This window comes from Aggregicoccus sp. 17bor-14 (assembly GCF_009659535.1).
Classification (GTDB): domain Bacteria; phylum Myxococcota; class Myxococcia; order Myxococcales; family Myxococcaceae; genus Aggregicoccus.
The window spans coordinates 642,898-657,640 of the sequence record NZ_VJZZ01000001.1; the positions used below are offsets into that span (position 1 = coordinate 642,898).

Sequence of the window (14,743 nt, forward strand, 5' to 3'; positions counted from 1 at the left end):
AGCGCCTGCTGCCCTTCCTAGAGGCCCTTGGAGACCAGGAACTTGGCCATGTCGACCATGCGGTTGGAGAAGCCCCACTCGTTGTCGTACCAGGCCATGACCTTCACCATGTTGCCGCCCATGACGAAGCAGTTGGTGGCATCGAAGATGGCCGAGTGCGGGTTGCCATTGTAGTCGATGGAGACGGTCTGCTCGTCGCTGTACTGCAGCACGCCCTTGAGTGCGCCGTCCGCGTTCTTCTTGAACGCCGCGAGCACCGCCTCCTGGGTGGTGGGCTTGCTGGTGACCACGGTGAGGTCCACGAGCGACACGTTCGGGGTGGGCACGCGCACCGCGAGGCCGTGCATCTTGCCCTTGAGCACCGGCAGCACCTCGCCGATCGCCTTCGCGGCGCCGGTGCTGGAGGGGATCATGGAGAGGGCGGCGGCGCGGGCGCGGCGCATGTCCTCGTGGGTGAGGTCCAGCAGGCGCTGGTCGTTCGTGTAGCTGTGCACGGTGGTCATCAGGCCGTGCTCGATGCCGAACGCGTCCACCAGCGTCTTCGCCACCGGGGCGAGGCAGTTGGTGGTGCAGGAGGCGTTGGAGATGATGTGGTGCTTCCCGGCGTCGTACTGGTCGTGGTTGATGCCGTAGGCGATCGTCACGTCCGGGTTCTTCGCCGGCGCGGAGATGATGACCTTCTTGGCGCCCGCCTTCAGGTGCTTCTCGGCGCCCTCGCGCGCGGTGAAGCGGCCGGTGCACTCGAGCACGATGTCCACGCCCATGTCCTTCCAGGGCAGGGCCGCCGGGTCGCGCTCCGCGGTGATCGCGATGCGCTTGCCGTCGATGACGATGGCCTTCTCCTCGGCCTTCACCTCGCCCGGCCAGGTGCGGTGCACGGAGTCGTACTTGAAGAGGTGCGCGAGCGCGGAGGGCTTGTCGAGGTCGTTGATGGCGACGATCTCGAGGTCCTCCTTGCGGGCGAGCGCGGCGCGCAGCAGGCAGCGGCCGATGCGGCCAAAGCCGTTGATCGCGATCTTGGTGGCCATGGATGTCTCTCCTTTGAAGGGATGTGGCGACGGGATTGGGAGGAAGCGAAAAAGGGCGGCCGACCGTAGGCACGACCGCCGGGTGAGTCAACGCTCTACATTGGAGCCGACGGGGAGCCAATTAGAGCAGCGCGCGCTCCGATGCACGGCGCATCGCGCGGCCGTGCACGCCGAGCCGCAAGGGGTGAACACTCCACCCGGGCCCGGAGCGCCCTGCGGGCGAACGGGCGGCGCACCGTTCCCCGGCTGCCCCGGCCGCGCTTCCTGCTAGGGTGCGGCCCGCACACGGCCCGCCCATGAGCTCCCCTCCCCCCTTCCTCGCACCCGGCGGCAGCGGCTTCTTCGCCTCCTTCCTCCATGCGTGGCGGGGGCTCATCCACACCGTGGTGCACCAGCGCAACATGCGCATCCACGTGCTCGCCGCGATGCTGGTGAGCCTGGTGGGCAGCGGCATCCCGCTGGGGCTCGCCGAGAAGGTCACGCTCATCTTCTGCGTGCTGCTCATCTTCTTCGCCGAGATCCTCAACAGCGCGCTCGAGCACCTGGTGGACCTGGCGGTGCAGCAGTTCGACGAGAAGGCCCGGGTGGCCAAGGACGCCGCGGCCGCCGGCGTGCTGGTGCTCGCCATCGGCACGGTGGTCATCTTCGCCGCCATCCTGGTGACCAACTGGAGCACCGTGGCGAGCAACGGCGAGCGCATCCTGCGCCAGGTGCAGCTGGGCCTGCCGCTCGTGGCGCTGGTGTGGCTGCTGCTCACCCCGCGCCCGCGCCCGCTCGCCGTGGACGCGCTCGCGCTCGTGGGGGCGCTCGCGCTGCTCGTGCTGCTGGCGCGCGAGACGGCGAGCATCGTGTTCAGCGCCATGGCGCTGGGGCTGCTCGCGGTGGCGGCCGCCGCTGCGCTCACCCGCCGGCACGAGGCGGGGGCGGCGGCCCGGAGGCGCGCCGCGGCGGGCCCTGTCCACCCGGAGCGCACGCAATAAAAAACCGGCCGCCAGTGAAGGGGGCCGGTCCGCGCTGCTGCTTTTGATTCTACGGTCTGAGGGGCTGAGCCCCGGCACCCGGCCGGAACCCGTGCTTGCCCCCCAGCACTGCTCGAAAGTCTAGGGCGCTAGAGCTCGGGGCGGAAGTCCGGCTTCTGGGCGAGGGTCGCCTGGGACACAACGTGCGCCTCGGCGACGGGCGCCGGAGCCTTGAGCTCCTCGGTCACCAGGTCGAGCAGCTCGGTGGCCACGCCGATGATCTGGTGCGGGGTGTAGCCGCTCGCGCGAAGCTGGTTGAAAAAGGTGCGCGCCAGGATCCGGGTGCCCTTTTTATCGGTGCTCAAGGGGGTGCCTCCTAGGGAGGATGAGAGGTTTGTGCTGCGTGAAGCGGACGCAGCGGAGCCACTACAACCGCCGTGCCAACCGTCCTCTTCCTCACGGATTCTCCTGAGTTCCCCGTGGGTTGAGAGTGCTCGAGGCCTTGCCGCAGCTCGTCAATCGGGCCTTTCGGGTGCGAAGGAGGCTTCGCACCCGGGGGGCAGCGCAGGGCGGGTGGCGCGCGAGGTGTATAGAGGTTTACACACTGCGCCCCGGATCAGGCCGTCTGGAAGGTTCCAGGCGGCTTCCGTTTCCGGGCCCCGGTGGCGTAAGAGCCCCGGCCCCACTTGGCCGCGAAGACGGCCCATGACCCAGGAGATGCAGCACCCATGACGTACCGCGTGAACAACATCGGCCTCTGGCTGGACGAGCCGGAGTCCTCTCTCGGCGACAAGGCGGCGGAGAAGCTGGGGGTGAGCCGCTCGGACCTCGCCTCGGTGCGCGTGGTGCGCTCGGTGCTGGACGCGCGCAAGAAGAACAGCCCGCGCTACATCTACACGCTCGAGGTGGCGCTCGCGCCGGGCAAGAGGCCCGCGCGCCTTCCCCCGGACGTGGGCGAGGCGCCCGCGGCCCCCGAGAAGCCGCTGCCGGTGAAGGAGCCCGAGCGGCTGCCCATCATCATCGGCACCGGCCCCGCCGGGCTCTTCTGCGCGCTGGGGCTCCTGGAGCGCGGGGTGCGCAGCATCCTGCTCGAGCGCGGGCGCGAGGTGGTGCAGCGGCGCAAGGACGTGGCGAAGATCATGCGCGACGGCACCCACGACCCGGAGAGCAACATGAGCTTCGGCGAGGGCGGCGCGGGCGCGTACACGGACGGCAAGCTCTCCACGCGCATCAACCACCCCATGGTGCGCAAGGTCATCGAGACCTTCGCCCAGTACGGCGCGCCGGATCACATCCTGGTGGAGGGCAAGCCGCACATCGGCTCGGACCTGCTGCCGGGCGCCGTGGCGCGCATCCGCGACATGCTCATCGCGGGCGGCTGCCAGGTGCTCTTCGAGCACAAGGTGGAGGACCTGCTCTACAAGGACGGGCGCGTGGCCGGGGTGCGGCTGGTGGACGGGCGCACGCTCGAGAGCGACCGCGTCATCCTCGCGCCGGGCAACAGCGCGCGCGACCTCTTCGAGCGCTTCGCGAAGGACGGCCGGGTGAGCGTGGAGCCCAAGCCCTTCGCGCTGGGCTTTCGCGCCGAGCACCCGCAGGGGCTCATCAACAGCATCCAGTACGGCACCGCGGCGAAGAACCCGAAGCTGCCCCCGGCCGACTACAAGCTCGCGGAGAACCTCGAGGTGGATGGCGAGGTGCGCGGCATCTACTCCTTCTGCATGTGCCCCGGCGGCATCGTGGTGCCCACCCCCACCGAGGAGGGCATGCAGGTGACGAACGGGATGAGCAACTCGCGGCGCAACGCGAAGTTCGCCAACGCCGGCATCGTCGTCTCGGTGAGCGTGGCGGACTACGCGCGCGAGGGCTTCCACGGGCCGCTCGCCGGCATCGAGTTCCAGCGCCACTGGGAGCGCAAGGCGTACGAGCTGGGCGGTGGGCGCTACTTCGCGCCCGCGCAGACGATTCCCGACTACCTCGCGGGGCGCGTGAAGAAGGACCCGGGCGACACGAGCTACCGCCCGGGCCTCGCCCACGTGGACCTCAACCGGCTCTTCCCCGCGCGCATCACCCAGTCCATCAAGGTGGCGCTCAAGGCCTTCGACCGGCGCATGCGCGGCTTCATCTCCGAGGAGGGCAAGCTCATCGGCATCGAGAGCCGCACCAGCACCCCGCTGCGCATCACCCGCGGCGAGGACCTGCACTCCGTCTCGCTGCGCGGGCTCTACCCGTCCGGCGAGGGCTGCGGGTACGCGGGAGGAATCGTCTCGTCCGCCATTGATGGGCTGCGCATCGCTGAGCAGATTGCCACCGAGCTGGGCGGCTAGCGCCCGGCCCACGCCCCATGCCCACTCCCACGTCCTACAGGGTCCGCACTCCCGACGGTGAGCTCGACTTCCCCAGCCTCCTGGACGTGGAGCGCGCCTACGCCGTGGGGCTGGTGGGCCCCGAGGACGAGGTGCGCGAGGAGGGCAGCGAGAAGTGGCGCCGCGCCGCGAGCCTCCCCGCGCTCGCCCGCAGCCGCCCCGCGCCGGCGGCCACCGACGGGGGCTCGCGCAGCCAGCGCGTGCCCATCCTGCTCGCCGTGGGGCTCTCGCTCGTCGCGCTGTGGCTGCTCGTGCGCGGCAGCAACCCGGGCGTGCGCATGCTCGGGGTGGCGCTCGCGCTCGTGGTGGCCGGCCTGCTGATGCGTGTCACCTCGCGCACCTTCTCCCGCGGCAAGCGCCTGCTCTAGCGCTCCCCTGCCCGCCTGCCCTGGGAACCGGCACGGCGGACGAGGTGGGTGCGCAGATTCCCGCACCCTTCACGATTGTTGAGCACCCGGCACCCGAGGGGATCCACCCCGACCTGCCGGGAGGGCGTATTGCTCAGCACCTATCTTTCTCGTGACGCGGCGCGCAGCCTTCGGCTCGGAGCTTCCTGGGTTCCGCGCGAAGGCATCCTGTCCATGGACGGCACCCCTGCGCTGGGGGAGCCGGTGCAGCTGCGCGACGAGGACGGACAGGTGCTGGGGCTCGCCGACCTGGACCTCGAGTCCTCGTACACGGTGCGGCGGCTGGGGCTGCCCGAGGAGGCGGCCGAGGGGCTCGTCCCCCGCCACCTGCGCCAGGCGCTCGAGCGCCGCGCGCGCCTCGTGGACGACCCGCGCTTCTGCCGCCTCGTGAACGACGACGGGGACGGGCTGCCCGGCCTCACCATCGACCGCTACGACACCCACTTCGTGGTGCAGACCTTCACCCGCGCCATGGACGCGCGGGTGCAGGAGATCAGCCGCGCCCTGGTGGAGGTGGCCGGCGCGAGCTCGGTGCTGCTGCGCAACGACAGCCCGCGCCGCAAGGGCCTGGGGCTGCCCTCGCAGCGCCCGCACGTGCTCTACGGCAGCCCGCCGCGCTGGTGCCGCATGCTCGAGCTCGGGGCACGCTTCACCGTGGACCTCTCCTACGGGCGGCGCACCGGCTACCACTACGATCAGCGCGAGCTGCGCCGCTTCCTCGGGCGCATGGCCCAGGGCGCACGCGTGTTCGACCCCTGCTGCACCACCGGCGGCCTCTTCGTGCACGCGGGCCTGCACGGCGCGCGCAGCGTGCGCGCCTTCGAGGCGAACGCGGACGCGGCGGAGCTCGCGCGCGAGAACGCGGAGGCCAACGGCCTGTCGGGCCGCGCCAAGGTCGAGCAGGGCGAGAGCCTCAAGGTGCTGCAGGCCAACCGCGAGACCTTCGACCTGGTGCTCCTGGACACCCCGGACGCGCGCACCGACGAGGCCTTCATCGAGCGCGTGCGCCTGGGCCTGCGCGCCACGCGGCGCGGCGGCCGGCTCGCGGTGGTGGGCTACCACCCGCCCCTGAGCGCGGGCACCTTCGACCGCCACGTGACGGTGGCGTGCGAGCAGGAGCAGCGCATCGCGTTCCGGCTCGGGCGCTTCGGCCTGCCGCCGGACCACCCCACCCCGGTGGGCTCGCCCACGGCCGAGTACCTCGAGGCCGTGGCGCTCGAGGTGAACTAGCGCTCCGAAGCCGCGCCCGCGGCGCGCGCTGCGACCTCGCGCCGCAGCGCGCGCAGCACCTCGGGCAGCGAGCTGCGGTTGGCGCGGTTCACGATCCAGCGGGGCACCGAGCCGCCCGGGTCCGTGTACAGCGAGTAGGTCACCCGCGTGCGCGCCCCGCCGTCCATGGGCTCGAGCAGCCAGAAGCCATCGTTGAGGTGGATGCGCACGATGCCGGGCGTGGGCGGCGGCCCCAGCTCGCTCGCGGTCCAGCGCGCCTTGAGGTAGCCGCGCCCCTCCTGCCAGTCCGACTCGTCCGTGATGCGCACCGTCACGTCCCGCCGGTCCGCGAGCGGCGCCTTGATCACGTTGTAGAGGAGGATGACCTTGCCGTCCGCCTCGCTGGCGAGCACGCGGGCGACCTCCACGTACGGAGAGCTCTTCGGCTGGTTCGCGTAGTCGCGCACCACCTGCCAGACCGCGAGGGGCGGCGCATCGACCATCCCCACCGCGCGCACCTCGGACACGCTGCTCTCGGCGCGCTCGCGGGCGTAGACGCGGATGCCGTCCACCTCCGTCACGGCCTCCCAGGCGGCAGGGGGGGAGGCAGGGCCCGCCCCCAGGGCAAGGAGCACGACGAGCGAGACGGACGCAGCGGAAATCATCGCCGCCATTCTAGCCGGAAGGTGGGCTAGTGTCCGCCGCCGCAATGGCGACCGAAACCCAGAACGAAGAGACCTCCGCCTCCGTCGAGCACGTCCGCAAGGTGTACGCGAAGGACCTGCGCGAGAAGGACCGCGTCCACACCGTGTTCCGCGTGACCCAGAAGGCGCGCGTCACCGCCCGCTCGGGCAAGGTGTTCCTCAGCGCCGTGCTCGCCGACAAGAGCGGCGAGGTGGACGCCCGCGTCTTCGAGCGCGCCGAAGAGCTGGATGCCGCCTTCGCCTCCGGCGACTACCTGCTCGTCGAGGGCAACGTCATCGCCTTCCACGGCAAGCCGCAGGTGGTGATCGAGAAGCTCGAGAAGCTGGACCCCGAGCCGCTGGACCCCAAGGAGTTCGAGCCCCCGCCCGCGCCTCCGGCCCCGGCCGCTCCCGCGCAGGCCGCCGCCGCCTCCTCCGCCGAGCCCGCGGCCCCGCGCAGCGGTGGCGAGGGCGCGGGCGGCGCGCGCTCGGTGGGACAGATCCGCGAGATCGTGGAGCAGCGCATCCAGGACCCGCACGTGAAGGCGCTGCTGCTCGCCTTCCTGGACGATTCCGAGATCGCCGCCCTCCTGCCCCAGGCGCCGGCCGCCAAGGGCATCCACCACGCCTACCGCGGCGGGCTCGCGGATCACCTGCTCTCCGTGATGCGCCTCACCCTGCGGGTCGCGGACCACTACCCCATGGCGGACCGCGACCTGCTGCTCGCCGGCGCGCTCCTGCACGACGTGATGAAGGTGAAGGAGATCTCGTCCGCCAAGGGCTTCGACTACACCGACGAGGGCCGCCTCGTGGGCCACCTGGTGATGACCGCGCAGAAGATCCGCGAGAAGACCCTGCAGCTGCCCGGCTTCCCGCCCCTGCTCGAGCAGCACCTCACCCACCTCGTGCTCGCCCACCACGGCCAGCTCGAGTACGGCTCGCCCAAGCTGCCCCTCACCCTCGAGGCGCACATCGTCCACGCGCTGGACTCGCTCGACTCGCGCATCGCCTCGTGGACCGAGGCCATGGCGCGCGACCCCAACGAGCGCTGGACCGAGCCGCTGCGCCACTACGATCGCTCGCTCTGGAAGGGCCCCGTGCCCACCGTGCGCGGCAAGGCGCCCGTGGAGAGCCGCCGCAACAAGCAGCGCGACGGAGAGCCGCGCCGCAAGGGCAAGGGCGCGCAGCAGCAGCAGCCCCAGGCCGCGGCGCCGGCAGCCACGCCCACCGAGGGAGGCGCGCCGTCCGCGGCCGCCCCCGCCGCGCGCGAGGAGCGCCCGCCGCGCCGCGAGCGTCCGCCCCGTGAGGACCGCGGCCCGCGCGAGGACCGCGGCCCGCGCGAGCCGCGCCCGCCGCGCGGCGACAAGCCGGCGAGTGCGCCGAAGGAGCTGACCTTCAAGCCCTTCAGCGCGCTGACGGGCGACCTGCAGGCCCCGAAGCCGGCGCAGGAGGCCCCCGCGGCCTCCGAGCCTGCGCAGGGCACCGAGCCGGGCTCCGGCGAGTAGCACTCCCGCGCCCGCCCCGCCCTCGTCCCGCTCGGACGAGGGCGTGGTGGCGCCCCGCTCAGGCCTTGCTCGCCCCGCTGCGCGAAGCCGCTGGCGGAGACACCGGCGCCGCCGTACCCGCGCCAGCCGCCGGCTCGGGCACCAGGGGCGTCACCTCGATCAAGGCCACGCACACCAGCCAGACCGCGAGCGTCGCGGCCATGTTGTACGCCTGGCGATCCGTGAGCCCCTGCGGCCGCGACTGCGGGAACGCGATCAGGATGACGGCCGGGAGCACCAGCGCTGCGAGCATCCGCAGCGCGTGAAGCCGGCTGCGCGAGGCGCTGAGCATCTGGATCCACAGCACCACGCCGGCGAGCAGCAGGATGACCTTCAGGTACTCCGAGGGCGCGAGGTCCGTCAGCACGCCCATGTTCGCGCCGAGCAGGGCTCCGAAGAAGAGCCCCAGCCCATTCACGTACGACTGCTTCTGCTCCCGCGTCTGCCTGAACATGCGAAGTTCGCCCCCTCGTCGAGTGCCCTGGCGCTCAGGCCCGCAGCCGCTGCGCCCAGATGCTCAGCTCCGTGAATACCCCGAGGGGCGTACTGAGCCACACGTTGTGGTGGAGCACGAGCAGCCAGCACACGAGCACCACCGTCAGGAGGACGCGCGCGGGAGTGCGGCGCTCCGCCACGGTCGCCGCGAGCGGCACCAGCAGCATGAGGGCGTGCCACCAGGCAGGGGTGTCCACGACCGCGAGCGCCGTCACGACGGCGACCGAGGCCGCCACCGCGGGTCGGCGCTGCGCGAGCGCGAGCAGCGCGGCGCCGGCACCGAGGATGAGTACCCAGTGGAACTGCCCTCCACCCCGCTCGAGGAGTGGCGGCGCGAGCCGGAAGTCACGCTCGTAGGGGAGCACCGGCAGGAAGAGCGCCACGCACAGCGCGCCGCTCAGCCCGAGCAGGGCGAGGCTCGCCCAGGGCCACTTCGCCGCGGGCCGGCCGCGCACCGCCTCCCACGCGGCCAGGAGCGCGAACGGCGCGAGCGCCGCGGCACGGTAGTTGGTGAGCGCCGCGAGCGCGAACCACGGCAGGGCCTCGGAGGGCCTGCCCCGCTGCAGCCGGGAGAGCGCCAGCGCGCCGAAGAGCAGCCACGCGGGATCGTAGAAGCCCTGCAGCCCCGAGCGCACGAGCATCGCCCAGCCGAGGGCACCCGCGACCAGCGTGAGCAGCGTGCGGCGGCCCAGGGCGCTCCAGAAAGCCCACAGCGCCAGATGTGCCAGCACGAGCGTGTAGAGCAATGCGAAGCGCGCGTAGGCCATCTCCGAGAGCGGAAGGTACTGGCCTGCGAGCGCCACGGGCATGAACAGGACCAGCGCGAGCGGCGGATAGGCGTAGGGCACCATCGGCCATCCAAGGCAGGGGTGGCGGTAGTCCCCTCCTGCCGCGACCTCCCCGAACGGATGCAGGTACACCGCGAGGCCCTTGTGGAGCGCGAGCCAGGCGACGTGGGCGTGGCGCAGGTGATCCGAGAAGTCCCCTGCGAGGTCTGCCGTGCGGCTGCGGCTGAGCAGCGGGCAGACGGCGAGCAGCAGGAAGGAGCCGAGCACGAGCCAGGGCAGCACCCTCGCTGGACGCGTGCGCGGCGCATCCAGGGAGGCGGGGGCGTCCGCTGTCAGGGGGGCGGGCCCCCCGGGGCGAGGCGACTCGAGCATCAGGCGTCTCCGAGCGCGGGAGAGCGGCACTCCCGTCGCCCTCCCCTTAGCAGCATCGCCACGCTCCACCGACGCAGATCGCCGGCGCGTGTTGGCGCGCGAGCGGACGGGCGGGAGGCCGCAGGCTCGCTTCGTCAAATCGGGAGCGAGAAGATCGCGCGGGCGTTCGCCGTGGTGACCGCGGCCACCTCTTCCAGCGACACGCCCTTCAGCTCCGCCACCTTGCGCGCCGTCTCCACCACGTGCGCAGGCTCGTTCTTGCGCCCGCGGTGCGGCACCGGCGCGAGGTAGGGGCTGTCCGTCTCCACCAGCAGCCGCTCCAGCGGCGCGTACTGCACGGCGGCCTGCAGCGCCTCCGTCTTCTTGTACGTCACCACGCCGGACAAGGAGAGGTGGAAGCCCAGGTCCAGGTAGCGGCGCGCAGCCGCCGTGTCCCCGGTGAAGCAGTGGATGATGCCGCGGGTGAGCCCCTCCTCGCGCAGGATGGCCTCGCAGTCCTCGTGCGCGTCGCGCACGTGCACCACCAGCGGCTTGCCCACCGCCTTCGCGAGCGCGCACTGGCGCCGCAGCACCTGCGCCTGAACCTCGCGCGGGGAGTGATCGTAGTAGTAGTCGAGCCCCGCCTCCCCGACCGCCCGCACCTCGGGCCGCGCGCACATCGCCTCGAGCGCCTGCAGGTCCTCCTCGCGCGCGCGCGCCGCCTCGTGCGGGTGGATGCCCATGGTGGGCGAGAGGAACTCCGGGTGCGCCGCCGTCACCTGCAGCGTGTGGCCCCAGTCCCCCGGCCCGTGGAACTGCCCCACCACCACCGCGTGCACCAGGCCCGCGGCCCGCGCGCGCTCGAGCACCGGCGGCAGCTCCGCGTAGTCCTTCGGCTCCAGGTGGCAGTGTGAATCGACGAGTCTCATGCCGTCTCCTGCAGTGTCTGCCTCAGCTCCGCCTGCACCTCGGCGGAGAAGCCCGGCAGCGCGCGCTCCACCGCGCCGCGCGCCTCCGGAAGTCCCAACAGGCACAGAGCCTCGGCGGCATCCTGGCGGAAGTCCTCCGGCGCCGAGGTGTCCTCCAGCAGCGCGGTGAGCCAGGGCAGCGCGGCCGCATCTCCCAGCCGGCCGAGCCCGCGCGCCGCAGCGCCCCGGTTCACGTCCCCCGCGTCCTGCACCATCTCGCGCAGCCGCTCGAGCGCGCCCGCGGCCTGCACCTCTCCCAGCAGCTCCGCCGCGAGCGCGCGGTCCGGGCTCCACTTCTTCCGGGTGCGCGCGAGCAGGTGCGCCGCGCCCTTCGGCTCGCCGAGGCGCGCGAGCACGCCGGCCGCCTGCGTGCGCTCGAAGTCCGGCAGCAGCCAGCGGCCGAAAAGCTTCTGCACCGCGGGCAGCGCGCGCGCGTCCGCGAGCTCACCGAGCGCGCCGAGTGCCCGGAAGCGCAGGGGCGCGCGGTCCAGCGCCTCCACCAGCACCTCGAGCCCCGCCCCATGCCCCAATGACGCGATGCCGCGCGCCGCCTCGAAGCGCACCTCGAAGCTCGGGTCCTCGAGCATGCCGGCGAGTGCGCCGCGCAGCCCCGGCTCGCCCAGGTCCGCGAGGCGGCCGGCGGCCTCGAGGCGCACCTCGGCCTCCGGGTCCGCGAGCCGCGCGCGCACCGCCTCCTCGCGCGCCGCTCCGTCCAGCAGCGCGCTCGCGAGCACCGTCGCCGCGCGGCGCACCTCGGGCTGCGCGTCCTCGAGCAGCGCGGGCAGCTGCGCGCGCACCGACTCGGGCACGGGCTCCCCCGCGCTGGCCGCCTGGGCGAGCGTGCGGGCGGCCGCGGCGCGCGAGCGGGGCGGCTGCTCGGCCCCGAGCAACAGCGCAGCGGCCTCCGCGCTCACTTGACCTCGGTGCCCGGCGGCATGTCGCCGGGATCGATGAGCGAGAGATCCTTCCCCCCGGAGCCGGCCGAGAGGATCATGCCGCGGCTCTCGATGCCCCGGATGGTGCGCGGCTTGAGGTTGGTCACCACCACCACGTTGCGGCCCACCAGCTGCTCGGGCGCGTAGGCCTCCGCGATGCCCGAGCCGATGGTGCGGGGGCTGCCCTCGCCCAGGTCGATGGTGAGCTTGAGCAGCTTGTCCGCCTTCGGGATGCGCTCGGCGTTGAGCACCTTGCCCACCTTGAGCACCACCTTGGCGAAGTCCGCGTACTCGATCTCGCTCGCGGGGGCAGCAGCGGGCGCGGCGGCCGGAGCCGCGGCGCCAGCGCCCGCAGAGGCCTGGGTGGTGGGCGTCGCAGCGGGCGCGTCAGCCGGAGCACCGGCGGGGGCAGCGTCCTTCATCTTCTTCTCCTTCTTCTTGGGTGCGGGGGCCGCCTCGGCTGCGGGCGTGCCCAGGATGGCGTTGACCTGCGCCTCCTCGAGGCGCGGGAGCAGCGGCGCGGGCGTGCCCACGGGCCGCGTGCGGTCCAACAGCGGGTAGCTCGCGGAGGCGAGGCGCTCGAAGGTGAGCGGCGGCGCGCCGAGCTGGGCGAAGAGCTTGTCCGTCACCCGCGGCACCACGGGGGCGAGCAGCGCGCCCACCAGGTAGGTGACCTCCGCCGCGTCCGAGAGGTCCGCGCGCGCGCCCTCGGGGTCGGTCTTGATCTTCGCCCAGGGGGCTGCGGCCTGCAGGAAGCCGTTCGCCGTCTGGGCGATCTCGGTGATGGCCTTGATCGCCACGCGGTACTCGAGCCGCTCGAAGGCTGCGCGCACCTCGGGCACGCGCGCGAGCGCCGCCTCGACCAGCGCGCGGCCGGGGCCCGTGCTGCCGCCCGGCGCGAGCCGCCCCTCGAGGGGCCCCGCGAGCATGGAGAGGCTGCGGTTGGCGAGGTTGAGGATGTTGTTCACCAGCTCCCCGTTCACGCGCAGGCGGAAGTCGTTGAGCGAGAGGTCCAGGTCCTCGGGCCCGTTGCCGAGGCAGGCCGCGTAGAAGTAGCGCAGGTAGCTCGGGTCCAGCTTGTCGAGGTACGCGCGCGCCGGGACCATGGTGCCGCGGCTCTTGGACATCTTCTCGCCGTTCACGGTGAGGTGCCCGTGCACCAGCAGCTTGTCCGGCTGCTTGAGCCCCGCGACCTTGAGCACCGCCGGCCAGAACAGGGCGTGGAAGTAGACGATGTCCTTGCCGATGTTGTGGATGATCCGCGCGCCGCTGCCCTCGGCCCAGTACGCGAGCGCGTCCTTCGCCTTGCCCGTCTCGCGCGCCCACAGCTCGGTCGCGGCGATGTAGCCGATGGGCGCGTCCAGCCAGACGTAGAAGTACTTGTCCGTCTCGCCGGGGATGGCGAAGCCGAAGTAGGGACCGTCACGGCTGATGTCCCAGTCCGCGAGCCCCTTCTCGAAGAACTGCTGCAGCTGGTTCGCGATGCCCTGGTTCACGAACTCCGGGCGGCGCAGCAGCTGGGCGAGGAAGTCGCGGTGCTTGCTCAGCGTGAAGAACAGGTGCGTGGAGTTGCGGCGCACCGGCGGGTTGCCGCACAGCGCGCAGCGCGGGTCGATGAGGTCCGTGGGCGCGTACGCCTTGCCGCACTTCTCGCAGGCGTCGCCGTACTGATCCTTGGCGCCGCAGTTGGGGCAGGTGCCCTTGATGAAGCGGTCCGGCAGGAAGCGCTTGTCCGTCTCGCAGTAGAACTGCTCGATGTCGCGCCGGTCGATGTCGCCCTTCGCCTTGAGCTGCCCGTAGATGTACTCGGCGTACTTGCGGTTGTCCGGCGAGTTGGTGTTGCCGTACGCGTCGTAGTGGACGTCGAAGTCGCGGAAGTCGGCCTGGTGCTCCTCCATGAAGCGGGCCACGAAGTCCTCGGGCTTGAGCCCCTGCTTCGCCGCGTTGATCTCGATGGGCGTGCCGTGCTGATCGTCCGCGCACAGGGCGATCACGTCCTCGCCGCAGGAGCGCAGGAAGCGGACGTAGATGTCCGTCTGGATGTGCTCGACGAGGTGGCCGATGTGCACGGAGCCGTTCGCGTACGGCAGCGCGCTGGTGATGAGGGTCTTCTGCGGCATGGACTCGACTCTCCTGAAGGGCGGCGGACTCTATATCCTCGGCAAGCGGCGGTCGCCGGTGTTATCGCGACCGTCACGATGTGCACCGTGCTCGTCCTGCGCCGCGTCCACCCCACCCTGCCGCTCGTGCTCGCGGCCAACCGGGACGAGTTCTACGCCCGCCCCGCCCGCGGCCCCGAGGTGCTGCTCGCCTCCCCCCGTACCATCGGCGGCCGCGACGAGGTGCGCGCCGGCACCTGGATGGGCGTCACGGACGCTGGCCTGTTCGTCGGGCTGACGAACCAGCGCACCTCGGGCCCCGCGGATGCGACCCGCCGCTCGCGCGGCGAGGTGGTGCTGCGTGCCCTGGAGAGCGGCAGCGTGGACGGGGTGGAGCGGCTGCTGGACACCCTCGCCCCGGCCGAGTTCAACCCCTTCAACCTCCTGTACGGCGACGCCGAGCGCCTTCGGGTGGCCTATGCGCGGCCCGAGGGCTTCACGCGCGAGGACGTGCCCGAGGGGCTGCACGTCCTGCCCAACGACCGGCTGGACCACGCGGGCATCCCCAAGGTGACCCGCGCCCGGGCGCTCGTCGGGGACGTGGCGGGGCTCGGCTGGGAAGAGCTCTGCGAGCGCCTGAAGGGGGCGCTCGCGGACCACGCCCTGCCTCCGCTCGAGAGCGTGGAGGAGCCCGCCCAGGGCTCGCGCTTCACCCGGGAGCTCGTGCGCCAGCTCCAGGCCCTGTGCATCCACACGCCCGCCTACGGCACGCGCTCCTCCGCGCTCGTGGCGCTGCAGCCCGGGCGCGTGGCGCACTACCTCGCCACGGAGGGCGCCCCCTGCGTGAGCCCGTGGGTGGACGTGCTCCCGCTCGTGTACCCGCGCGGCTGAAAGGGCCGGTATCTCTCCGG

The 14,743-nt window shown here is 72.4% G+C and carries 14 protein-coding genes; 6 read left to right on the top strand and 8 right to left on the bottom strand.

Annotated elements, in window-relative coordinates; translation table 11 throughout:
• Positions 1-17 precede the first annotated feature (17 nt).
• The gene (gene gap, locus FGE12_RS02845; RefSeq protein ID WP_153864609.1) at positions 18-1,028 is read right to left on the bottom strand and encodes a type I glyceraldehyde-3-phosphate dehydrogenase; all 1,011 of its coding nucleotides are present in this window, start codon (positions 1,026-1,028) and stop codon (positions 18-20) included.
• A 296-nt stretch (positions 1,029-1,324) separates the two neighbouring features.
• Here gap and FGE12_RS02850 point away from each other — a divergent pair, with 296 nt between their 5' ends.
• On the top strand, positions 1,325-2,008 hold the full coding sequence (locus tag FGE12_RS02850; protein WP_153864610.1) for a diacylglycerol kinase family protein: 684 nt from the start codon (positions 1,325-1,327) through the stop codon (positions 2,006-2,008).
• Positions 2,009-2,136: 128 nt separating this feature from the next.
• On the opposite strand, the gene FGE12_RS02855 is transcribed toward FGE12_RS02850, so the two are convergent.
• A complete protein-coding gene (locus tag FGE12_RS02855; RefSeq protein ID WP_153864611.1) occupies positions 2,137-2,352 on the bottom strand; it encodes a hypothetical protein in 216 nt (71 codons plus the stop codon).
• A gap of 363 nt (positions 2,353-2,715) precedes the next feature.
• Between FGE12_RS02855 and FGE12_RS02860 the strand changes: the two genes are divergently transcribed.
• From FGE12_RS02860 to FGE12_RS02870, 3 genes are all read left to right on the top strand, one after another.
• Positions 2,716-4,314: an NAD(P)/FAD-dependent oxidoreductase gene (locus FGE12_RS02860; RefSeq protein ID WP_153864612.1), complete on the top strand. Its 1,599-nt coding sequence runs from the start codon at positions 2,716-2,718 to the stop codon at positions 4,312-4,314.
• A 17-nt stretch (positions 4,315-4,331) separates the two neighbouring features.
• Positions 4,332-4,721, top strand: a complete 390-nt coding sequence (locus FGE12_RS02865; RefSeq protein ID WP_153864613.1) for a hypothetical protein — start codon at positions 4,332-4,334, stop codon at positions 4,719-4,721.
• 129 nt (positions 4,722-4,850) lie between these two features.
• Positions 4,851-5,990, top strand: coding sequence for a class I SAM-dependent rRNA methyltransferase (locus FGE12_RS02870; RefSeq protein ID WP_194797508.1), 1,140 nt, complete (start codon positions 4,851-4,853; stop codon positions 5,988-5,990).
• Here FGE12_RS02870 and FGE12_RS02875 read toward each other — a convergent pair.
• Positions 5,987-6,634, bottom strand: coding sequence for an START domain-containing protein (locus tag FGE12_RS02875; RefSeq protein ID WP_194797509.1), 648 nt, complete (start codon positions 6,632-6,634; stop codon positions 5,987-5,989). The two genes, FGE12_RS02870 and FGE12_RS02875, sit on opposite strands and share 4 nt — an antisense overlap.
• Positions 6,635-6,678: 44 nt before the next feature.
• Here FGE12_RS02875 and FGE12_RS02880 point away from each other — a divergent pair, with 44 nt between their 5' ends.
• A complete protein-coding gene (locus FGE12_RS02880; protein ID WP_153864616.1) occupies positions 6,679-8,157 on the top strand; it encodes a 3'-5' exoribonuclease YhaM family protein in 1,479 nt (492 codons plus the stop codon).
• A 58-nt stretch (positions 8,158-8,215) separates the two neighbouring features.
• On the opposite strand, the gene FGE12_RS02885 is transcribed toward FGE12_RS02880, so the two are convergent.
• The 5 genes from FGE12_RS02885 to metG all read right to left on the bottom strand — a co-directional run bounded on the left by FGE12_RS02885 (position 8,216) and on the right by metG (position 13,853).
• Positions 8,216-8,650 (bottom strand): hypothetical protein, encoded by a 435-nt coding sequence (locus FGE12_RS02885; RefSeq protein ID WP_153864617.1) that lies wholly within the window; start codon positions 8,648-8,650, stop codon positions 8,216-8,218.
• 34 nt (positions 8,651-8,684) lie between these two features.
• Entirely contained in the window at positions 8,685-9,761 is a 1,077-nt protein-coding gene (locus tag FGE12_RS02890; protein WP_153864618.1) for a hypothetical protein, read from the bottom strand.
• A gap of 224 nt (positions 9,762-9,985) precedes the next feature.
• Positions 9,986-10,759, bottom strand: coding sequence for a TatD family hydrolase (locus FGE12_RS02895; protein WP_153864619.1), 774 nt, complete (start codon positions 10,757-10,759; stop codon positions 9,986-9,988).
• A complete protein-coding gene (locus tag FGE12_RS02900; RefSeq protein ID WP_194797510.1) occupies positions 10,756-11,712 on the bottom strand; it encodes a HEAT repeat domain-containing protein in 957 nt (318 codons plus the stop codon). The genes FGE12_RS02895 and FGE12_RS02900 overlap by 4 nt, the downstream gene beginning before the upstream one ends.
• On the bottom strand, positions 11,709-13,853 hold the full coding sequence (gene metG, locus FGE12_RS02905; protein WP_153864620.1) for a methionine--tRNA ligase: 2,145 nt from the start codon (positions 13,851-13,853) through the stop codon (positions 11,709-11,711). Before metG ends, FGE12_RS02900 begins: the two co-directional genes overlap by 4 nt.
• Positions 13,854-13,931: 78 nt before the next feature.
• Here metG and FGE12_RS02910 point away from each other — a divergent pair, with 78 nt between their 5' ends.
• Positions 13,932-14,723 (top strand): NRDE family protein, encoded by a 792-nt coding sequence (locus FGE12_RS02910; protein ID WP_153864621.1) that lies wholly within the window; start codon positions 13,932-13,934, stop codon positions 14,721-14,723.
• Positions 14,724-14,743 lie beyond the last annotated feature (20 nt).